Annotated in this window: 22 protein-coding genes; 7 read left to right on the top strand and 15 right to left on the bottom strand. The window is 70.6% G+C overall.

Annotation, left to right across the window (positions count from 1 at the left end):
- Nucleotides 1–93: 93 nt before the first annotated feature.
- The 4 genes from dnaA to mutM all read right to left on the bottom strand — a co-directional run bounded on the left by dnaA (nucleotide 94) and on the right by mutM (nucleotide 3,911).
- Nucleotides 94–1,557: a chromosomal replication initiator protein DnaA gene (gene dnaA / locus FIF60_RS07995; RefSeq protein WP_456305144.1), complete on the bottom strand. Its 1,464-nt coding sequence runs from the start codon at nucleotides 1,555–1,557 to the stop codon at nucleotides 94–96.
- A gap of 252 nt (nucleotides 1,558–1,809) precedes the next feature.
- Nucleotides 1,810–2,085 (bottom strand): 30S ribosomal protein S20, encoded by a 276-nt coding sequence (gene rpsT / locus FIF60_RS08000; RefSeq protein ID WP_144185530.1) that lies wholly within the window; start codon nucleotides 2,083–2,085, stop codon nucleotides 1,810–1,812.
- A gap of 158 nt (nucleotides 2,086–2,243) precedes the next feature.
- Nucleotides 2,244–3,017, bottom strand: a complete 774-nt coding sequence (locus FIF60_RS08005) for an enoyl-CoA hydratase (protein WP_144185531.1) — start codon at nucleotides 3,015–3,017, stop codon at nucleotides 2,244–2,246.
- A 51-nt stretch (nucleotides 3,018–3,068) separates the two neighbouring features.
- Nucleotides 3,069–3,911, bottom strand: a complete 843-nt coding sequence (gene mutM / locus FIF60_RS08010; protein ID WP_144185532.1) for a bifunctional DNA-formamidopyrimidine glycosylase/DNA-(apurinic or apyrimidinic site) lyase — start codon at nucleotides 3,909–3,911, stop codon at nucleotides 3,069–3,071.
- A gap of 50 nt (nucleotides 3,912–3,961) precedes the next feature.
- Between mutM and FIF60_RS08015 the strand changes: the two genes are divergently transcribed.
- Genes FIF60_RS08015 through FIF60_RS08040 form a run of 6 tightly spaced genes read left to right on the top strand, consistent with a single transcriptional unit; the run spans nucleotide 3,962 to nucleotide 8,419 of the window.
- The gene (locus FIF60_RS08015) at nucleotides 3,962–4,759 is read left to right on the top strand and encodes a class I SAM-dependent methyltransferase (protein ID WP_144185533.1); all 798 of its coding nucleotides are present in this window, start codon (nucleotides 3,962–3,964) and stop codon (nucleotides 4,757–4,759) included.
- A gap of 3 nt (nucleotides 4,760–4,762) precedes the next feature.
- Nucleotides 4,763–5,956: a bifunctional phosphopantothenoylcysteine decarboxylase/phosphopantothenate--cysteine ligase CoaBC gene (gene coaBC, locus FIF60_RS08020; RefSeq protein ID WP_144185534.1), complete on the top strand. Its 1,194-nt coding sequence runs from the start codon at nucleotides 4,763–4,765 to the stop codon at nucleotides 5,954–5,956.
- Nucleotides 5,953–6,399 carry a dUTP diphosphatase gene (gene dut, locus FIF60_RS08025; RefSeq protein WP_144185535.1) on the top strand — a complete coding sequence of 149 codons (447 nt, stop codon included), beginning with the start codon at nucleotides 5,953–5,955 and terminating at the stop codon, nucleotides 6,397–6,399. The genes coaBC and dut overlap by 4 nt, the downstream gene beginning before the upstream one ends.
- Before the next feature lie 43 nt (nucleotides 6,400–6,442).
- Entirely contained in the window at nucleotides 6,443–7,264 is an 822-nt protein-coding gene (locus FIF60_RS08030) for a HesA/MoeB/ThiF family protein (RefSeq protein WP_144185536.1), read from the top strand.
- On the top strand, nucleotides 7,261–7,725 hold the full coding sequence (locus tag FIF60_RS08035; protein ID WP_144185537.1) for a DsrE family protein: 465 nt from the start codon (nucleotides 7,261–7,263) through the stop codon (nucleotides 7,723–7,725). The genes FIF60_RS08030 and FIF60_RS08035 overlap by 4 nt, the downstream gene beginning before the upstream one ends.
- Before the next feature lie 43 nt (nucleotides 7,726–7,768).
- Entirely contained in the window at nucleotides 7,769–8,419 is a 651-nt protein-coding gene (locus FIF60_RS08040) for an SH3 domain-containing protein (RefSeq protein ID WP_144185538.1), read from the top strand.
- Nucleotides 8,420–8,423: 4 nt separating this feature from the next.
- On the opposite strand, the gene FIF60_RS08045 is transcribed toward FIF60_RS08040, so the two are convergent.
- The 4 genes from FIF60_RS08045 to FIF60_RS21530 all read right to left on the bottom strand — a co-directional run bounded on the left by FIF60_RS08045 (nucleotide 8,424) and on the right by FIF60_RS21530 (nucleotide 10,817).
- A complete protein-coding gene (locus tag FIF60_RS08045) occupies nucleotides 8,424–8,981 on the bottom strand; it encodes a hypothetical protein (protein WP_144185539.1) in 558 nt (185 codons plus the stop codon).
- A gap of 20 nt (nucleotides 8,982–9,001) precedes the next feature.
- Complete coding sequence (locus FIF60_RS08050; RefSeq protein WP_144185540.1) at nucleotides 9,002–9,580, bottom strand: hypothetical protein; 579 nt, start codon at nucleotides 9,578–9,580, stop codon at nucleotides 9,002–9,004.
- A gap of 91 nt (nucleotides 9,581–9,671) precedes the next feature.
- Complete coding sequence (locus FIF60_RS08055) at nucleotides 9,672–10,244, bottom strand: hypothetical protein (protein ID WP_144185541.1); 573 nt, start codon at nucleotides 10,242–10,244, stop codon at nucleotides 9,672–9,674.
- A 3-nt stretch (nucleotides 10,245–10,247) separates the two neighbouring features.
- A complete protein-coding gene (locus FIF60_RS21530; protein WP_158639115.1) occupies nucleotides 10,248–10,817 on the bottom strand; it encodes a hypothetical protein in 570 nt (189 codons plus the stop codon).
- 40 nt (nucleotides 10,818–10,857) lie between these two features.
- Between FIF60_RS21530 and FIF60_RS21535 the strand changes: the two genes are divergently transcribed.
- Complete coding sequence (locus tag FIF60_RS21535) at nucleotides 10,858–11,640, top strand: DUF2272 domain-containing protein (protein WP_158639116.1); 783 nt, start codon at nucleotides 10,858–10,860, stop codon at nucleotides 11,638–11,640.
- A 9-nt stretch (nucleotides 11,641–11,649) separates the two neighbouring features.
- Here FIF60_RS21535 and FIF60_RS08065 read toward each other — a convergent pair whose 3' ends face one another.
- The 7 genes from FIF60_RS08065 to infB form a co-directional block, all read right to left on the bottom strand.
- Complete coding sequence (locus FIF60_RS08065; RefSeq protein ID WP_144185543.1) at nucleotides 11,650–12,009, bottom strand: DUF2513 domain-containing protein; 360 nt, start codon at nucleotides 12,007–12,009, stop codon at nucleotides 11,650–11,652.
- Between the two features lie 20 nt (nucleotides 12,010–12,029).
- On the bottom strand, nucleotides 12,030–13,430 hold the full coding sequence (locus FIF60_RS08070; protein ID WP_144185544.1) for an NAD(P)H-dependent flavin oxidoreductase: 1,401 nt from the start codon (nucleotides 13,428–13,430) through the stop codon (nucleotides 12,030–12,032).
- A 121-nt stretch (nucleotides 13,431–13,551) separates the two neighbouring features.
- Nucleotides 13,552–15,768 carry a polyribonucleotide nucleotidyltransferase gene (gene pnp / locus FIF60_RS08075; RefSeq protein ID WP_144185545.1) on the bottom strand — a complete coding sequence of 739 codons (2,217 nt, stop codon included), beginning with the start codon at nucleotides 15,766–15,768 and terminating at the stop codon, nucleotides 13,552–13,554.
- Nucleotides 15,769–16,127: 359 nt separating this feature from the next.
- Nucleotides 16,128–16,397: a 30S ribosomal protein S15 gene (gene rpsO, locus FIF60_RS08080; protein ID WP_144185546.1), complete on the bottom strand. Its 270-nt coding sequence runs from the start codon at nucleotides 16,395–16,397 to the stop codon at nucleotides 16,128–16,130.
- Nucleotides 16,398–16,471: 74 nt separating this feature from the next.
- The gene (gene truB / locus FIF60_RS08085) at nucleotides 16,472–17,404 is read right to left on the bottom strand and encodes a tRNA pseudouridine(55) synthase TruB (protein WP_144185547.1); all 933 of its coding nucleotides are present in this window, start codon (nucleotides 17,402–17,404) and stop codon (nucleotides 16,472–16,474) included.
- Between the two features lie 5 nt (nucleotides 17,405–17,409).
- Nucleotides 17,410–17,850 carry a 30S ribosome-binding factor RbfA gene (gene rbfA, locus FIF60_RS08090; RefSeq protein ID WP_144185548.1) on the bottom strand — a complete coding sequence of 147 codons (441 nt, stop codon included), beginning with the start codon at nucleotides 17,848–17,850 and terminating at the stop codon, nucleotides 17,410–17,412.
- Nucleotides 17,851–17,880: 30 nt separating this feature from the next.
- Nucleotides 17,881–20,379: translation initiation factor IF-2 (gene infB / locus FIF60_RS08095; protein ID WP_144185549.1), on the bottom strand; the 2,499-nt coding region annotated here is incomplete at its 5' end.

Here is a 20,379-nt window from a genome sequence, read left to right on the forward strand (position 1 = left end):
GAATCGGAGCGGAGTGGCCTCATGGCCGTGAGCACCGGAAGCGCAGGCAACCGATGCCAGACGGCCACGGCAGTAGACGTATCGGGCCGTCTCTCAGCTTTCGAGCATGCGGCGGAGAAGCTCCACATCCTCGGCGAAGGCGGCGTCGCGCTGCATCAGGTCGGCGATGCGCGAGCAGGCATGCATCACCGTCGTGTGGTCGCGGTTGCCGAACTTCCGGCCGATCTCGGGAAGCGAGCGCGAGGTGAGCTGCTTGGCGAGGTACATCGCCACCTGGCGGGGCCGCGCCACAGCACGGGCACGGCGGGCGGAGGACATGTCGGTGAGGCGGATGTTGTAGTGCTCCGCGACGCGCTTCTGGATCTCCTCGATCGTCACGCGCCGGTCCTGCGCGCGGAGCACGTCGTGCAGCACCTCCTGGGTGCTCTCGAGCGTGATCGGGCGGCCGACGAGCTGGCCGTGCGCGACGACGCGGTTCAGCGCGCCCTCGAGCTCGCGCACGTTCGTCGTGATCTTGTGGGCGAGGAACTCCATCACCTTCTGCGGCACGATCATGCCCGCGAGCGCGGCCTTGGCCTGCAGGATGCCGATGCGCAGCTCGTAGGTGGTGGCGTGGATGTCGGCCACCATGCCGCAGCCGAGGCGTGTGCGCAGCCGTGCGTCGAGCTCGGAGAGGTCGGACGGCGACTTGTCCGCCGAGACGACGATCTGCTTGCCCGCATCCACGAGCGCGTTGAAGGTGTGGAAGAACTCCTCCTGCGTGTTGTCCTTGCCGATGAGGAACTGCAGGTCGTCGACCATCAGCACGTCGACGGAGCGGAGCTGCTCCTTGAACTCGACGGTGTTCTGGCTGCGGATCGCGGAGATGAACCGGTACATGAACCGCTCGGCCGACATGTAGGCGACGACGCGCTTCGGGCTGCGCTCGCGGATCGCCCAGGCGATCGCGTGCATGAGGTGCGTCTTGCCCAGGCCGACGCCGCCATAGAGGAAAAGCGGGTTGAAGCCCGGCTGCGCGCGGTCGCTCTCTGCCACGCGGCGGGCGCAGGCGTAGGCGAACTCGTTCGGCTTGCCGACGACGAATGTCGCGAACGTGAAGCGCGGATCGACGGTACCGGCGAATTCCGTGCGCACGAGGTCGGTGCGCGCGTCGCTGCGCGCCTCGAGAAGCGGCGAGGCAGGATCGTGACCGTTCGCGGCAGGCGCGACCGGCGCCGCGGCGGGCGTGGCGGACAGCGCGGAGCTTGCGGCGGCGGGGCTCACCTCGCCGGCGAGCCCTTCGGGCATCGAAGCACCGATGCGCAGAGCGACGCGCCGGATGCGCGGGTTCTCCGCGCCCCACAGGGAGCGGATGCGGTCGCCGTAGTGGCTCCTTACCCAATCGCGCAGGAAGCGCGTCGGCAGGATGATGGTGACCTCGTCCTCGTCGACCTCGGAGAGCGTCATCTGCTTGAGCCAGGTGCGGTATTCGACCTCGCCGACTTCTTCGCGAAGGCGGCCACGCACGCGTGCCCACTGGGCTCCCAGCTCTCCGTCCAAACGACGCACCAGCCTCAGCCCCGCCTCTCCTGAGCGCCCCCGATCGGCTTTGCGGCCGTCAGCCGCGCATCGCACGCGGGCGGCCATCGCCTCCGCATGTTTTACGAAGGAGGCCGGGGTGATTGCAAATCATTATTTGCGGTGATGTTACGGATAAACGACAAAGCCTAAGCTGTTGTTAGCCTATACTTGGCTTTGACTTATCACGCAGTTTCGCACCGACGAAGGTATCGGCACGGGAACGTCCCTGCGCGCCTCCGCGCGCAGGTGTCAGGCCTGCGCTGCGCCTGTCGCCTTCACGCGCTTGGAAAGCCGCGAGAGCTTCCGCGCAACGAGGTTGCGATGCACGAGACCCTTCGTCGCCGCACGCGCGAGTTCTGGCTGCAGCGCCTTCAGCGCGGCGCGCGCATCCGTCTCCGAGCCCGACCCGATCGCCTGCTCGACCTTCTTCACGAAGCTGCGCAGCCGCGACATGTCCGAGCGGTTGCGCGCGGTGCGGCGTGCGGTCTGGCGAATGCGCTTCTTCGCCGATGCGGTGTTGGCCATGTCAGGTCACGTCCCAGGTCGAAACAGGATAACGGATCGCGGCGCACGGGAGCCCGGGCGCCGAAGGGCCGGACAGGTACACCCCGCCCCCTGGCCCGTCAAGCCGCGCGATGCGCGCGGCCGGCGTGCAAGCGGGACGCGAACCGCCGGCATCGGCATCAGCGGTGCTTGAACGCCGCCTTGCGCTTCTCCGCGAACGCCGTCATGCCCTCGGACTGGTCCTCGAGCGCGAAGCAGGACTGGAACACGCGGCGCTCGAAGCGCACGCCCTCCGTAAGCGTCGTCTCGAAGGCGCGGTTGACGGCATCCTTCGCCATCGCGACGACCGGGCGCGAGAGCGAGGCGATCTTCTCCGCCGTCTTGATCGCCTCGGCGACGAGATCGGCCGCGGGCACGATGCGCGCGACGAGGCCAGAGCGCTCCGCCTCCGCCGCATCCATCATCCGCCCCGTCAGGATCATTTCCATCGCCTTGGACTTGCCCACCGCGCGGGTGAGCCTCTGCGTGCCGCCCGCGCCGGGGATGATGCCGAGATTGATCTCTGGCTGGCCGAACTTCGCCGTGTCGGCGGCGATGATCAGGTCACACATCATCGCCAACTCGCAGCCGCCGCCGAGAGCGAAGCCGCCCACCGCGGCGATCACGGGCTTGCGGATGGCGAGCACCGTCTCCCACCGATTGCCGATGAAGTCGTCTGCCGCGACATCGGCGAAGGACTTGTCCTTCATCTCCTTGATGTCCGCGCCCGCGGCGAAGGCCTTCTCGCTTCCCGTCAGCACGATCGCGCCCACGGCGTCATCGGCGTCGAAGGCCTTCAGAGCAGCGCCGAGCTCGACCATCAGTGCGTCGCACAGCGCGTTCAGCGCCTGCGGCCGGTTGAGCGTGATGAGGCCGACCGCCCCGCGTGTCTCGACAAGGATGTGCTCAGCCATCTCGTTCCTTCCTCACGCGCGCCTCGTGCTGCGCCGCAGCAGAAGCACTACTCAACGCTGCAGGCGCGGGCAAGAGAAGCTCGTCCGACCGGATTGGACGTAGCTCGCGATGCCAGGGCAGGCGGGCGGGCCGGGGCAGAGCTCGCATCGCTCGCCTGCGCGGCCATAGACCTTCCACGCATGCTGGAAATAGCCAAGCTCGCCATTCGCCTGGCGGTAGTCGCGCAAGGACGACCCGCCCGCCGCGATCGCCTCGGCAAGCGTTGCCTTGATCGCGGGAACGAGGCGCGCGGCGCGCGCCCCGGCAACCGTATGCGCCGAGCGCCGGGGAGAGATGCGCGCGCGGAAGAGCGCCTCGCACACATAGATGTTCCCGAGCCCCGCCACCGTGCGCTGGTCGAGGAGCGCGGCCTTGATCGGCGTGTGCCGCCCGGCGAGCGCGGCAGACAGGACCGCTCCGGTGAAGCCGTCGTCGAGCGGTTCGGGGCCGAGGCAGGCAAGCCTCGGATGCGCGGCTTCCTCCGCCGTGAGCGCGAGGTCGATGCTGCCGAAGCGGCGCGGGTCGACGAAGCCGGCGCGCCAGCCCTCGTCGGTCTCGAACACGACATGCTCGTGCAGCGGCGGCGGCTCGTTGGCTCCGGGCGGGGCAAGGACGATGCGCCCGCTCATGCCGAGATGCAGGATCAGCGTCTCGCCGCCCTCGAGCCGCATCAGGATGTACTTCGCCCGCCGCGCGAAGCCGGTGACGCGCCGGCCCGACGCACGCCCGGCCAGCCCAGGCGGGAGCGCCCAGCGGAGATCGGGGCGCGCGACGCTGACGCGCGCGAGCACGCGGCCCTCGAGCCGCGCGGCGAGGCCGCGCATCACCGTCTCCACCTCGGGCAGTTCGGGCATGGGGTGTGGTCTCTCGCGCCGGAAGAGCGGAGAAGCTAGTCTCGCCCCGCATGAGCGACAACACCGCCCCCCAGAGCGCCCCCGGGAGCGCCACCGGAAGCGCCGCGCCCGGCGAGGACACCACGCATTTCGGCTTCCGCACCGTCCGCCGCGGCGAGAAGAAGGCGCTGGTGCGCAGCGTGTTCGAGGGCGTGGCCAGCCGCTACGACCTGATGAACGACCTGATGTCGTTCGGCGTGCACCGCCTCTGGAAGCGCGCCTTCCTCGCCCAGCTCGCCCCCCGCCCCTCGATGCGGCTTCTCGACCTTGCCGGCGGAACGGGCGACATCGCCTTCGGCGCGCTCGAGCGCGGCTGCGGCTTCGTCGTTCTGTCCGACATCAACCCCGCCATGCTCTCCGTCGCGCAGGACCGTGCGATGGAGGAGGCGCTGGCGGGCAAGCTCGCCTTTCTCTGCGCCGACGCCGAGGCACTTCCCATCCCCGATGGCTCCGTCGATGCCGTCACCATCGCCTTCGGCCTGCGCAACTGCACAGACATTCCGGCCGTGCTCGCAGAAGCCCACCGCGTGCTTCGCCCGGGTGGGAAGTTCCTCTGCCTCGAGTTCAGCCGCGTCACCGTCGCCCCCCTCGCGCCGGTCTATGACGCCTATTCCTTCCGCGTGCTGCCCGCGCTCGGCCGCACCGTAGCGCGCGACGAGGAGGCCTATCGCTACCTCGCCGAGAGCATCCGCAGGTTCCCGCCGCAGGAGGAGCTCGCAACGCTGATGCGCCGCGCGGGGTTCGCCCGCGTTTCCTGGCGCGACCTCTCGGGCGGGATCGCGGCGATCCATTCCGGCTGGCGCCTCTGACGCATGACGCTCTCCGCCAGGCGCATCCTTCTGATCGTGTCGGGCTCGATTGCCGCCTACAAGGCGCTCGAGCTCGCCCGGCTGCTGCGCAAGGAGGGAGCTGCCGTCACAGGACTGCTCACCGAGGCAGGCGCCCGTTTCGTCACGCCGCACGCCATGGCCGCGATCACCGGCGGGCGGGTGCATGGCGATCTCTGGTCGCTCGAGGACGAAACGCATGCGGGGCACATCCGTCTCGCGCGCGAGCATGATGCGATCGTCGTCGCCCCTGCCTCGGCAGACCTGATCGCGAAGATGGCGTCAGGGCTTGCCGATGACCTCGCGAGCACCGTGCTTCTCGCCACCACGAAACCGATCCTCGTCGCACCGGCGATGAACCCGACCATGTGGGCCCACCCGGCGACGGTCGCGAATGTCGCGACGCTCGCCGCGCGCGGCGTGCACTTCGCCGGGCCCGACAGCGGCGCGATGGCTGAACCGGAGGACGGGCCCGGCCGCCTCGTCGAACCGCCAGCGCTTCTCGCCGCGATCGCTGGCCTGTTCGCCGGCGGGCCTCTCGCGGGCCGGCACGCGCTGGTGACAAGCGGGCCGACCTGGGAGGCACTCGACCCCGTGCGCTACATCGCCAACCGTTCCTCCGGCCGGCAGGGCCACGCCATCGCCGCGGCCCTCGCGCAGCGCGGCGCGCGCGTCACCCTCGTCTCCGGCCCGGTCGCGCTCGCCGACCCGCCGGGCGTGATCGTTGCGAAAGTGGAATCTGCACGCGAGATGCTCGATGCCTGCCGTGCCGCGCTGCCGGCCGACATCGCCGTCTGCGCCGCTGCGGTGGCCGATTGGCGACCTGCCGAGGCAGGCGAGCGCAAGATCAAGAAGGAGGCCGGCGCGCCGCCGCCAACGCTCGCGCTTGCGGAGAATCCCGACATCCTCGCCACGCTCTCGCTTCCGGGCCCTTCGCGGCCGAGGCTGGTGATCGGATTTGCTGCCGAAACGAATGACGTGGTCGCGCACGCCACCGCCAAGCGCGCGCGCAAGGGCTGCGACTGGATCGTCGCCAACGACGTGTCGGGAGACGTGATGGGCGGGGAGGAGAACAGGGTGCAGATCGTCACCGAGGCAGGGGTGGAGGACTGGCCGCGGCTTGCGAAGTCGGAGGTCGCCGCGCGGCTCGCCGAGCGGATCGCGAGGGTGTTCGCATGATCCGCATTGCCATCACCCGCCTGCCGCATGGGGCCGATCTCGCGCTGCCCAGCTATGCGACGGAGCACGCCGCGGGAATGGACCTTCTCGCCGCCGTCCCCGCGCCCGTCACGCTCGCGCCGGGCAGGCGCGCATTGATCCCGACGGGCATCGCCATCGCGCTGCCTCCCGGCTACGAGGCGCAGGTGCGCGCGCGCTCGGGGCTGGCGCTGCGGCACGGCGTGACGGTCGCCAACGGCGTGGGCACGATCGATGCCGATTACCGGGGCGAGGTTGGCGTGATCCTCGTCAATCTCGGAGAGGAGGCCTTCACGGTCGAGCGCGGCGCGCGCATTGCCCAGATGGTCATCGCGCGGCACGAGACGGCTGACTGGGAGGAGGTCGCGGCACTGCCAGAGAGCGGTCGCGGCGCGGGCGGGTTCGGCAGTACCGGGGCTCGTTGACGTCCAGGTTGGTGCTGCCCCCCTTGCGTGCCATATGAGCCGGATGGACTTCACCGAGGACCAGATCCAGCGCTACGCCCGCCACATCCTGCTGCCCGAGGTGGGCGGCGAGGGGCAGGCGAAGCTCGCCGCGGCGCGCGTCCTGGTGATCGGCGCGGGAGGGCTCGGCTCGCCCGTCGCGCTGTACCTCGCCGCGGCCGGCGTCGGCACGATCGGCATCGTCGACGACGACCGTGTCGATCTCTCCAACCTGCAGCGGCAGATCGCCCACACCACCGCACGGATCGGCCAGCCGAAGGTGCACTCTGCGGCAGAGGCGATGCGCGCGATCAACCCCGAGGTGACGGTCGAGGAGCACGCGACGCGGCTCACGGCAGCGAACGCGCTCGACCTCGTCTCGCGATACGACCTCGTCTGCGATGGGTCGGACAACTTCGCCACACGCTTCCTCGCCGCCGACGCCTGCCACCTCGCGAAGCGCACGCTCGTCTCGGCCGCCGTGCTTCGCTTCGAGGGCCAGCTCTCCACCTTCCGCAGCCACCGACCTGGCGAGCCATGCTATCGCTGCCTCCACCCCGCCCCGCCGCCCGACGGGCTCGTTCCGACCTGTGCCGAGGCAGGCGTGTTCGGCGCGGTCACCGGCGTGCTCGGCACGCTCCAGGCGACCGAGGCGCTGAAGGAGATCCTCGGCATCGGCGAGAGCTTGAGCGGAAGGCTGCTGCTGTGGGATGCGCTTGCCGCACGCTTCCGCACGGTCAGGCTCAGGCCCGACCCGGCCTGCGCGCTCTGCGGCCCGCAGGCAACCATCACCGACCTCTCCGCCCACGCCACCCCATCCCCGCCCCTCTGCACGGTATCCGCATGAGCCTGTTCGACCCGCTTCCCCTGCCGCCGGAGATCGTCGGGCGCGAGCCTGCGCCGATCGGCATCCTGCTGATCAGCGGCACCTACGAGCGGGCGCACTACGCGCTAGTGCTCGCCACCGCGGCCGCCGCCACCGCGCGGCCGGTCGTGCTGTTCGCGACCAACGCGGGCGTGCGCGCCTTCCTCGCCGCGCGGCAGGACGGCTCGCCCGGCTGGACCACGCTTGCCCATTACGGCGGGGCGGCGAAGCGCGACGAGGAGTTGCGCGGCCGCGGCGTCGCAGGGTTCGACGAGCTCCTCGCCTCGGCGAAGGAGCTCGGCGTGCGCCTGATCGTGTGCGAGGCGGGGCTGAAGGCGGAAGGCATCGCGCCGGAGATGCTCGACGACACGCTCGAGGGCGAGGTGGCCGGCGTCGTCACCTTCCTCGCCGAGACCGAAGGCGGCCAGTTGATCACGCTTTGAGGGCGGGTTGACCCGGCGCGGCGCGGCTTGGCACAGGCAGGGGATGCGCCTGTCCGCGTTCTGCGTTGCCCTCCTCGTCTGCCTTCCGGCTTCGGCGCAGCGGCCGCTGCCGCTTCCCCCGCCATGGCCGGATACCGTCCCTCCTCCTGCCGAGCGGGCTCCCGCACCGCAGGGCGAGCGTCGCGCCGTACCGCCCGCACCGCCGCCTCCGCCCCCCGCGCCGCGCGAGCAGCCCGTTCCCGTCCGCGCGGCAGATGCCCCGCGCGGTCCCGTCACCGGCCTGCCGCTGCCGCGCTATGCGAGCCTCGGGTCGAACCGCATCAACCTGCGCACGGGGCCTGGCACGCAGTATCCGGTGGAGTGGACCTACCAGCGCTCTGGCTGGCCGGTGGAGATCGTGCGCGAGTTCAGCATCTGGCGCCGCGTGCGCGACCAGGACGGCGCAGAGGGCTGGGTGCAGCAGAGCTTCCTGTCCGGCCGCCGCAGCTTCGTCGTACGCGGGGAGACGCGTGGGCTTCGCCGCCGCGGCGATGAGGCCGCACCGGTTATCGCCCGGCTCGCACCAGGCGTTCAGGGCCGTATCCGACGCTGCGAGGCTGGGTCGGAATGGTGCGAGGTCGAGGTGCGCGGCAATCGCGGCTGGCTGCACCGCGCCTGGTTCTGGGGAACCTACCAGGGCGAAGAGGTGAAGTAGCCGCTCAGTCCACGGCCATCGGCCCGGCGCGGTTCACCTGCTGGTCGGCGAAGCTTGCGGCGCGAGCGGCATCCGGCACGAAGGGCATCTTGGAGAGCGCAGCGATCACCTCTCCTGCAGGCCGGGTGAACGGCGCAGCGCCGGCGATCCCTTCGGCGGCCGCGAGATCACCGCGGCCGAGCACGCCGGCGAGCTCGGTCATCCTGTTCATCGCGACGGCCGGCGAGGCCTCGCGCGAGAGCCCGACGGCGTCGCGCAGCGGGCCACGGCCGCGCACCATGCCGATCTGCGCGAGCGGGTTCAGGCCGACGAAGCGTGGCTCGCGCAGCGCCTCGGTGGCGAACTCGTATTGCGCCACCACCTGCGCGGCGAGCGCCGGCCGCCCGGCAAGCCGCGAGGCCGGGTCAGCCAAATTGGAGGAGACGGAGGCCAGAGCGGTCGCGACGGGGTCGCTGCCGAACGTGAGGTTGATGCCGGGGATGCGAAAGGCAGAAAGTCCCTGTCCGGGCGGTGTTCCAGGCTCCTGCGTGCAGGCGGCGAACATGGCAGCGAGCGCCGCCACGGCTACCAAACGCGCCGAACTCACGGCTTGAAGAACACGCCGTCGGGGCGGTTGAGCTGCTGCTCTGCGAAGCTCGCCGCACGGCCCGCCTGCGGAACGTCGGGGAAGGCCTGGAGCGTGGCGAGAACCGTCGCCGCGGGGCGGATGAAGCTTCCGCCCGTCACCGCCGCCTCGGCCGCCGTCGTGTCGCCCTGCCTGAGCGCGCCAGCAGCGCGGGTAAGCTGCTCGATCACCGCGTCGCTCGGCGCGTCCTGCCGGATGCCGAGCGTGTCGCGCAGCGCGACGCGGCCCTGGTCCATCTGCATCTGCATCAGCGGCGAGAAGCCGATGAAGCGCGGCTCCTTCAGCGCGACGGTCGCGAACTCGTACTGAGCGGCGACCTGCGCTGCGAGCGCTGGGCGGCCGGCGAGCCGCGCGCGCGGATCGGCGAGGTAGGAGGAGGCCGACATCACCGAGGTCAGCACCGGGTCGGTGCCGACGGGGGCGGCGAAGGTCGAGGGTTCGAGATAGCGGATGCCCTGCGAGGGTGGTGTTCCGGGCGTCTGCGTGCAGGCCGCCAGGGCGAGGCAGGCAGAGGCGAGAAGTATTGCGCGCACCATGGCTCCTCTCCGTCGCGACGAGAGTTCCACCGAACCGGGCGCGGCTCAAGGAAACTCCGCGCGAGAGAGGCGGCGTCCGGGGCCGGGTGCATCAGAAGAAGAACGGGCTGTTGATCCTGTCGTAGATGCGCTCGGTCAGCGCCAGCGCGGCACTGGCGCGCGGCAGGCCGGGCAGCGAGGCGAGGGTCGCGAGCGTCGCCTCCGGCTCGGGCGAGACCGGCGCGAGGGCAGCGCGCGCTGCCGCGCGATCGCCGCGGTCGAGCGCTGCCGCCGCACCGGCGAGCGCGCCGATCGCCTCGTGCGGCGATGCGTCCTGCCTCAGCCCGAGAACCTGTCGCGCCTCCGCCCGGCCGAATGCCAGCTGCGGCGCAGCGATCGGGGCGATGGTGATGAAGCGGGGCTCGTTGATCATCGCCGCGACGTATTCGAGCTGCCCGATGATTCGTGCCGCGTAGGCAGGGTTCGGCCCGATGCGCGTCGGCGGATCGGCGAGCGCGGAGCGGGCCGACATCACGGCGGACAGAACGAGGTCGCTTCCCGGCCGCAAGCCGAGGCCGTCCGCAGAGGGCGGGAAGGCATCGGCGGCCGGGCGGGGCGTGCCGCCAGGCGACGCGGCGCAGGCGCAGAGCGCGAGGAAGGCGCCGAGAGCCGCGCGGCGCCACACGCCTCAGTCCTCGTCGAGGGCGTAGACGCGCCCCCACATCTGCTGCGTGAGCTGAAGGGCCTGGTTCGGGCGCACCATGAATGGAAGCGCACCGAGCCGCGCGCGCGTCGCCGCAGGGTCCGGCGCCACGGCCGCAAGCGCGGCATCGGCTGCGCGGGTGTCGCCGCGATCGAGAGCGGCCGCTGCGCCCGCGAGGGCCGCGATGACCGCGCCAGGCTCGGCGTCCTGCCTGATGCCGAGGACGTCGCGTGCCTGTGTGCGCCCGATCCTGAGCTGTGGCTCGGCGACCGGGGCGAGGGAGATGAAGCGCGGCTCGCGCATCACGGCCGTCACATACTCGTACTGGCCGATGATGCGCGCGGCGAAGGCCGCGTTGCCGCCGATGCGCGACGGCGGGTCAGCCAGCGCCGAATTCGCGTTGATCACCGCCGAAAGCACCGGATCGCTGCCGAGATCGAGGCCGAGCCCTGCCGGGGAGGGCGGAAAGGCATCGCCCTTGAACAGCGGGCCGGGCGCGCTTGCGCATCCGGCGAGGCAGAGCAGCGCGAAGGCGGCTATTGTTCGACGTGTCATGCTGCGAGTCTCGCCCTCTCCGCACCTCCGCGCAACGGCCATGCTGGTCCTGGCGCTCGCCGCCGGTTGCGCAGCCGTGCCGGAAGCGCAACCACCCATCCCCTACCCGGCTGCGGCACGCGACCGCCTCGTTCGCATCGCGCTCGCCGAATGGGAGGAGTGGGGGCGGCTCTTCGTCGACCATACGGGGGCGGAGATGGCCGCGCCGGTTGAGGAGCGGCGCGAGGACGACCTCGAGGCGTTCCCTGCCGTGCTTGCCTACTGGTCCTCCGTTCCCGGACGGGAGGAGACGATCGCGCGGAACATCGAGCGGCTTCGCTCGGTGCAGGGCACGGCATCCGGCTACGCCCCGCTCTGGACGGAGGTACCGTGGAGTGCGGCCTTCGTGAGCTTCCTCGCCCGGTCCGCCGGGTATGACCGCGCCGACGTGCCTTCGGCCGACGCGCACTGGCGCATCGTCGATGCGCTGATGGCGCGGGAGGCTGCCTGGCCCGGCCTCGCCGCCTTCGGCGTCGCCTCGCCTGCCGCCACCGCGCCGGTTCCGGGCGACATCCTCTGCGCGACGCGGGGGGCGGAGCGCGGCCGCTACGCGGGGCCGGAGGATCGTGCGGCGGAGGTGGGCCGCGCGGTGCCGATGCATTGCGACGTCGTGGTCGGCATCAGGCCGGGCGTGGTGGAGGCCGTGGGCGGCAATGTCGGCGACGCGGTGCGCATGGTCCTGCTCCCCGCGCTGAATGACGGACGCATCGCGCCCGACGTGCCCGAGGGCGCGCCGGAGATGCCGTGCTGGTTCGTCGTGTTCCAGAATCGCGCGGGGCGGTAGGAAACTGCGCTATGGCAACCGCAGCGCTTCCTTCGCAGCTGAGATGCCGATCTCCTTGATCAGGTCGAAGCTCAGCGATCCCCCAGCACGCCGAACCGATTCCAGAACTTTCCTCCACGAGGCATCACTGCGCAACGAGTCCAGAAACTCGTGGCCTGCCCACGTTAGGTGGATGAACGCGAAGTCCTTTCCGTCCGTCGTCGTCTGATCGATCGAATGCAAGTATCCTGCCTGGCGAAGCAGCCACACATGATGGGCAACCACGCGGCGGTCATGACCCTCAATCGATGGTAGACCAGTGCCGAGGTGGTCAGGTGACGCCTCGACCGCCTTGAGAATTTCTCGAACCAGATTCAGATCACGCTGCACTGGTGGCCGGCTGGCTGGAGCTAGTCCCCCGTCGCGATGCGCTCGACGAGCTGTTTCACAGAGGGAACGAACCCGTTCGAGTAGAACGGGTCGGTTGCGAAGCGGTAGGCGTTGTGGCCGGAGAACATCAGGTTCCGGTTCACGTCGTCGCCATGGGCGATGTCCTGCAGCGTCTTCTGGATGCAGAAGCTGCGCGGGTCGGCCTTCTTGCCGTTCGTGTAGTCGGGCTCGTGCTGCGCCCAGTTCGAGAACCGGCAGGAGGAGAGGCAGCCCATGCACTCGATCTGGTCGCGGCGGATCTCCGCGCCCTTGTCGGGCGTGACGAAGATCAGCGTGCCGTCGGGCGTGCGCATCGCCTCGGTGAAGCCCTCGGCCGTCCACGCACGCGCGGAAGCCGCGTCGGCCGGCGTGAGATAGACGAGCCGCCCGCGCGGGCCGGTCGGGAACCCCTCCGTGTGCTCGCCCATCGCCTCGGCGGTGTAGGCGACCTGGCGGTCGTTCCGCTCACGCAACTCCTGGATGAAGCCGTTGTTCACGGCGGAGGAGTAGAAGCCGGTCGGCGAGAAGCGGTTGAGGAAGACATCGCCTTCCTTCAGCGTCAGCAGGCGCTGCTTCCACGTATCGGAGATCGGGCTCTCCTTCGTCAGCAGCGGGCGGGTGCCGAACTGGAACGCGACCGGACCGATCTCGGGGTTGTCGATCCAGTCCTCCCACTCCTTCAGCCACCAGACGCCGCCGGCCATCACCACGGGCACGTCGTCGAGCCCGAACTCGTTCATCGTGCGGCGGAGCGCGGCGACGCGCGGATACGGCGCCTCCGGCCTGTCAGGATGCTCGCTGTTCGACAGCCCGTTATGCCCGCCGGCAAGCCACGGGTCCTCGTACACCACGCCGCCGAGCCACTCCCGCGTCTTCGAGTAGGCGCGCTTCCAGAGCGCGTTGAAGGCGCGGGCGGAGGAGACGATGGGGTAGTAGTGCACGCCGAAGCGCGCGGCGATGTCGGAGAGCCTGTAGGGCATGCCGGCGCCGCAGGTGATGCCGTTGATCAGCCCCTTCGCGCCCTCGAGCACGCCGACGATGACGCGCTCGGCCCCGCCCATCTCCCAGAGGATGTTGGCGTGGATGCGCCCCTTGCCGCCCGACATCTCCCAGGCGGTGCGGGCCTGCTGGATGCCCCCCTGGATGCCGAAGGCGACGAGCTCCTCGTGCCGCTCGCGGCGCGTCTTGCCCTCGTAGACCTGGCGTACGAGGCGGCCGTCCGGCGTGTAGCTGTCGGCGTTGACCGCCGAGAACGTGCCGACGCCGCCGGCCGCCGCCCAGGCGCCGGAGGACACGCCGTTCGAGACCGACACGCCCTTGCCACCCTCGACGAGCGGCAGGACCTCGGCACCACCCATGCGGATTGCGTTCAGAGGCTTCACGTCAGTTCCTCCCGCGCGACGCTCCGGTCGCGCCCGGCATCACCGGGGCAGATATATGACACCCCCTTGGAAGCGCATCCAGGGCGGGGGTGCGCCCCCCGCCCTGGCGCGTCCATATCGCCTACTGCGCGGCCTCGGGCTGGCCGCCCGCGCCTGCGGGCTGACCCTGGCCACCCTCGCCGCGCTCGCGGCGGCCACCGCCGCTACCGCCGCCACCACCCTTTGGGCCCACCTTGTCGCTGATGTCCTCGCCGGTAGCCTGGTCGACCACGCGCATCGAGAGCTTCACCTTGCCGCGCTCGTCGAAGCCGATGACCTTCACCTTCACGCTGTCGCCCACGTTGACGACGTCGGTGGTCTTGGCCACGCGGCCCTGGGCGAGTTCGGAGATGTGCACGAGGCCGTCGCGCGAGCCGAGGAAGTTCACGAAGGCGCCGAAATCGGCCGTCTTCACCACCTTGCCGTCGTAGATCACGTTGATCTCGGGCTCGGCGACGATGCCGCGGATCCAGTTGATCGCAGCCTGCGCAGCCTTGTCGTCGGTCGCGGCGACCTTGATCGTGCCGTCGTCCTCGATGTCGATCTTCGTGCCCGTCACCTCGGTGATCTCGCGGATCACCTTGCCGCCCGAGCCGATCACCTCGCGGATCTTGTCGCGCGGCACGTGGATGACGGTGATGCGCGGGGCGTTGGCCGACACGCCGTCGCGCGGGCGGTTCATCGCCTTGGCCATCTCGCCGAGGATGTGGATGCGCCCGTCCTTCGCCTGGCCGAGCGCGATCTGCATGATCTCGGGCGTGATCGAGGTGATCTTGATGTCCATCTGCAGCGAGGTGATGCCCGTCTCCGTGCCGGCAACCTTGAAGTCCATGTCGCCGAGATGGTCCTCGTCGCCGAGGATGTCGGAGAGGACGGCGTAGCCCTTGTCCTCCTTGATCAGACCCATCGCGATGCCCGCGATCGGCCGCGGCAGCGGCACGCCCGCATCCATCAGCGCAAGCGAGGAGCCGCACACCGTTGCCATCGACGAGGAGCCGTTGCTCTCCGTGATCTCGGAGACGACACGGAGCGTGTAGGGGAACTGCTCCTTGCTCGGCAGCAGCGGGTGGATCGCCCGCCAGGCGAGCTTGCCGTGGCCGATCTCGCGGCGGCCGGGGCTCCCCATGCGGCCGGCCTCGCCCACCGAGTAGGGCGGGAAGTTGTAGTGCAGCATGAAGTGCTCGCGGTACTCCCCCTCGAGCGCATCGATGATCTGCTCGTCGTCGCCCGTGCCCAGGGTCGCGACGCAGAGCGCCTGCGTCTCGCCGCGGGTGAACAGCGCCGAGCCGTGCGTGCGCGGCAGCGTGCCGACCTCGACATAGATCGGGCGGACGGTCTTGGTATCGCGCCCGTCGATGCGGAGCCCGGTGTCGAGGATGGCGTTGCGGACGATGTCTGCCTCGAGCTCCTTCAGCAGGCCCTTGGCCTTCTCCGCGTCGAGCCCTTCCTCGGCGACGGCAGCGAGCGCGGCCTTCTTCGCTGCACTGAGCTTCTCGACGCGGGCCTGCTTCACCCGCTCGGCATAGGCTTCCATGAGCGGCACGCGCGCGAGGTCGGACAGGCGCGCCTTGAGCGCCTCGATCGCGGGGTCGGGCTCGGGCAGCGGCCAGGGATCCTTCGCCGCCTGCTCGGCGAGCTGGATGATCGCCTCGATCACCGGCTGGAAGCCCGTGTGGCCGAAGGTCACGGCGGCGAGCATCGTCTCCTCGGAGAGCTCCTTCGCCTCGCTCTCGACCATCAGCACGCCCTCGGTCGTGCCGGCGACGATGAGGTCGAGGCTGCTCTCCTTCATCTGCTCGGCGGTCGGGTTCAGCACGAACTCGCCGCCGACATGGCCCACGCGGGCGCCGCCGATCGGGCCCATGAAGGGAATGCCGGACAGCGTCAGCGCGGCCGAGCAGCCGATCATCGCGACGATGTCGGGATCGTTCTCGAGGTCATGCGAAAGGACCGTCGCGATGACCTGCACCTCGTTGCGGAACCCGTCCGGGAAGAGCGGGCGGATCGGGCGGTCGATCAGGCGGGAGGTGAGCACCTCCTTCTCGGTCGGGCGCCCCTCGCGCTTGAAGAACCCGCCTGGGATCTTGCCGGCGGCGAAGGTCTTCTCCTGGTAGTGCACCGAGAGGGGGAAGAAATCCTGCCCCGGCTTGGCCGACTTGGCGCCGACGACGGTGCAGAGCACCACCGTGTCGCCGTAGCGGGCGAGAACCGCGCCGTCGGCCTGGCGGGCCATCTTGCCCGTCTCGAGCGAGAGGGTGCGTCCCCCCCAGGTAAGTTCCTTGCGGAAGAACTGGAACATCAACGGTCATCCTTTCGTCTGGATGCCGGCGCGGACGGCGGGCCGATCCTGCTCGCGCGCGCCCTCCGGGGGCAGGCGGCGCTTCGGGTGGCATGGTGCCCGCGGCGCGGGACACTGCCCACGCCACGACCCCATGTGACCGGAAACGCCGTCATGCTTGCCCCGTCGAGGGGATTTGCGGCGAGGCGGGTTCGTTGACCGCCGCCTGCTACGGCATACCGCCAGCCCGGATCGGGCATGGCGGGGCGCCCGCGTGCCACCATGGCGCGCGGGAACAAGGTGGCGCGGGGAGCGAGCGGCCCCCGCACCGTCATCAGGGTCACGCGGCCTATGGCCTCGCCACCTTCAAGAAACCAGCCTCACCGGCGGAGGCCGAGGCGCTTGATCAACGTCTCGTAGCGGGACGTGTCCTGGCGCTTCACGTAGTCGAGCAGACGGCGGCGCTGGCCAACCATCATCAGCAGGCCACGGCGGGAGTGGAAGTCCTTTGCGTGATCCTTCAGGTGCTCGGTCAGGTTCTTGATGCGCTCCGAGAGCAGGGCGACCTGCACCTCGGGAGAGCCCGTATCGCCGGGCTTCGTCGCGTATTCCTCGATCAGCGCCGTGCGGCGCTCTGCCGTGATCGACATCGGGGTTCTCCATGTGACCCGCTGCGGAGCCCCCGCGTGCCTCGCGGCAATCGGGGGCGGTTCGGGGCGACGGATCAGACGGCGTGAGACAGAAGCCGCACCGGGTGCAGCATTCCCTCGCCAAGCCGGCCGAGCGCGAGCGCCTTGCCCCCCGCCATCACGCGGACCAGACCACCGTCCGGGTCGGCGTCCTGCGGCATCCGGGAGAGAAACGGGACAAGAGATAGGGCCTGTCCGTTCGTCAGCCGGGCGGCCTCCTCCCCCGTCAGGGCCAGCGCCGGGATGTCGGCCAGCGCGGTCTCGACCGGGAGCACGAGGCTCAGGGCGGCCGGTTCTTGCCCCAGGGAGAGCAGTTTGTCCAGGGAAACCGCCCGGTCCTCCGTGAAGGGGCCGACCCGCTTACGGCGCAACGCCGCGACGTGCCCCACCGTGCCGAGCGCAAGGGCGAGGTCGCGGGCGAGGCTGCGCATGTAGACGCCCTTGCCGCTTTCCACGGCGAAGACCGCCGTGTCGGCGTCGGGCCGCTCGACCAGCTCGAACCGGTCGACCTGGGCGGGTCGGGCGGCAAGCTCGACCTCGGCGCCCGAGCGGGCAAGGTCATAGGCCCGCTCGCCCGCGATCTTCACGGCAGAGTAGCGGGGCGGCACCTGCATGATCAGGCCGGTGAAGGCGGGAAGCGCCGCACGGATCTGCTCATCCGATGGACGCACCTCGGACGTGGCCGTCACCGCCCCGTCGGCGTCGTCGCTGTCGCGCGCCTCGCCGAAGCGCAGCGTGAAGCGGTACTCCTTCGTACCGTCCATGGCGTAGGGGACGGTCTTGGTCCCCACCCCGAGGGCGAGCGGCAGCACGCCTGTGGCCAGCGGGTCGAGCGTGCCGCCGTGGCCGACCTTCTGGGCGCCGAGGGAGCGCTTCACGGCGTTGACGACGTCGGTCGAGGTCATGCCCGAGGGCTTGTCGATCACGAGCCAGCCATCGATCGGCCGGCCCTTGGGCTTTCTCGGCACGAAGGTCAGTCCTCGTCGTCTCGGGAAGAGTCTCTGGACGGGTCTCGGGGGGCGAGGTCGCGGGCGACCGCGGGGGAATGGAACAGCGCCTCCATCCGGGCCGCGGCGTCGATCGCCGTATCGGGGCGGAACACGAGGTCAGGCGCGTACTTGGTACGGATCGCTTGGGCGACCTGGCCGCGCAGATAGGGCGCGGCACGCTTCAGCGCCGCGAGCAGCACGGACGCATCGCCGCCCCCCAAGGGCGTGACGAACACGGTCATGTGCTTGAGGTCGGGCGAGGCGCGCACCTCGGTCACCGTCACATGCGCGCCGGCAAGGTCGGGGTCGCGAAAGTCGCCCCGCTCGAGCACCGCGGCGAGCGCGTGCCGCACCTCCTCCGCCACGCGGAGCTGGCGCTGCGACGGGCCCGCTGCATGGGCGGACTTCGCCTTGCTGCGCGACATGCCTTCCTCCCGGCCGGGCCGAAGCCCTGATCAGGCCGGCACCGTCTCCGTCTCGAAGCACTCGACCATGTCGCCCTCGGCGAGGTCGTTGAACCCCGCGAAGGAGAGGCCGCACTCGAAGCCGCGCGCAACCTCGCGAACGTCGTCCTTGAAGCGCTTGAGCTGGCTGAGCTCGCCGGTGTGGATCACCACGCCCTCGCGCAGGAGCCGCACGCCGGCGCCACGCTTGACCACGCCCTCGGTGACCATGCAGCCCGCGACCTTGCCGGTTTTGGTGATGTTGAACACCTTCCGGATCTCGGCGTAGCCCAGGAACTTCTCGCGCTCCTTGGGCGCAAGCTTGCCCTTCACGAGGTTCTCGATGTCGTTCGCGACGTCGTAGATGATCGAGTAGTAGCGGATGTCCACGCCGTCGCGCGTCGCGAGGTCGCGTGCCTGGGACGTCGCGCGCACGTTGAACGCGACGATCACGGCATCGGACGCCTTGGCGAGCTGGATGTCGCTCTCGGTGATCTGGCCCACCGCGCTGTGCAGCACGCGCACCTTCACCTCGTCGTTGCCGAGCTTGAGCACGGTCGCGGCGATCGCCTCGGCCGAGCCCTGCACGTCGGCCTTCACGAGGACGGCCACTTCCTTCTGCTCGCCTGCCTGGATGCGCGCGAGCATCTGGTCGAGCGTGCCGCGCGCGGCCGTCTGGCCGGCGGCCGCCTTCTCGCGCGCCTTGCGCTGGCGGAACTCGCTGATCTCGCGCGCCCGCCCCTCGTCCTCGACGGCGACGAACGGCTCGCCTGCCCCCGGGACGGCCGAGAGACCGAGGATCTCCACCGGCATGGAGGGGCCGGCGTCCTTCACCGTGCGGCCCTTGTCGTCGAGCATCGCGCGCACCCGGCCCCACTCGGAGCCGGCGACGACGATGTCGCCCTGCCGAAGCGTTCCCTTCTGGACGAGAACGGTCGCGACCGGGCCGCGGCCGCGGTCGAGCCGACTTTCGATCACCGTTCCCTCAGCGGCACGGTCGGGATTCGCCTTGAGATCGAGGACCTCTGCCTGGAGCAGGATGGCCTCCTCGAGCCTGTCGAGGTTCATCCGCTTCAGCGCCGAGACCTCGATGTCCTGCGTCTCGCCACCCATCGCCTCGACCACGACCTCGTGGGAGAGGAGCTCGGTGCGCACGCGCTCGGGCTTCACGCCTGGCTTGTCGATCTTGTTGATGGCAACGATCATCGGCGCGTGCGCCGCCTTGGCGTGGCGGATCGCCTCGATCGTCTGCGGCATCACGCCGTCATCCGCGGCGACGACGAGAACGACGATGTCGGTCACCGAGGCGCCGCGGGCGCGCATGGCCGTGAAGGCCTCGTGGCCAGGCGTGTCGATGAAGGTGATCTTCGACCCGGAAGGCAGCGTCACCTGGTAGGCGCCGATATGCTGGGTGATGCCGCCGGCCTCGCCTGCCGCGACATCGGTCGCGCGCAGAGCGTCGAGCAGGCTGGTCTTGCCATGGTCGACATGGCCCATGACGGTCACGACCGGCGGGCGCGACACCAGCGCCGCGTCCTCGTCGGCCGAGCCTTCGAGGCCGAGCTCGACATCGCTCTCCGACACGCGCTTCGCCCTGTGGCCGAGCTCGGTCACCACCAGCTCGGCCGTGTCGGCGTCGAGCGACTGGGTGATCGTCGCCATCACGCCGAGCTTCATCAGCTGCTTGATTACGTCGGCGCCGCGCACGGCCATGCGGTTGGCGAGATCCTGCACGGTGATGATCTCGGGGATCACCACCTCGCGCACGACCTTGAGATCGCCCGCACGCAGGCGTTCGGCATCGGCCTGGCGGCGCTCGCGTTCGCGCTGCCGGCGGATGCTCGAGATCGAACGCTGGCGCTCGTCCTCGTCGGTCAGCGCAGCGGCGACATTGACCCTGCCGGCACGGCCGGACCGGTCGGGCAGACCCTTCTTCGCTGCGGCAAGAACCGGGCGCTTCGGCGCGCCGGGGGCGCCGCCGGGCCGGCGGGTTGGGCGGCCCTCGTCCTCCTCCTCGCCGCGCGGCAGCCTGAGCGTGCGCTCGGCCGCGGTCGCGCCGGGGGCGGCGGGGCGGGCTGTTGCAGGCGGAGCGCCGGTCGCGCGGCCGCGCGCATCGGCGCGCTCTGCCGCTTCCTTGGCGCGGCGCGTCACCTCCACATCGTCGGATTTCTGGCGCGCCTCGGCCTCGCTGCGGGCCTTGGCTTCGGTCTCTGCACGGGCCTTCGCCTCGGCCTCGGCCTTGGCGGCGGCCTCCTCCTCAGCCTTCTTCCGCGCCTCCTCCTCGGTCTTGCGGCGGGCCTCCTCGGCGGCGGAGCGGACGGAGATCGACTGCGCCTCCGCCTCGCGGCGGCGCTGCTCGCGCATCTGCTCCTCGAGGGCGCGGGTGCGGGCGGCGCGCTCCTCGGCGGTGAGCTGGCGCGGCGCACCCGGCGCCGGCCGCTGCGGGGCGGGCTGGCGGGCGCCTACTCCGCGCGGCAGCGTGGTCGGCGGCGGTGCTGTCTGCACCGGTCC

The organism is Elioraea rosea, from assembly GCF_007644105.1.
GTDB lineage: Bacteria > Pseudomonadota > Alphaproteobacteria > Acetobacterales > Acetobacteraceae > Elioraea_A > Elioraea_A rosea.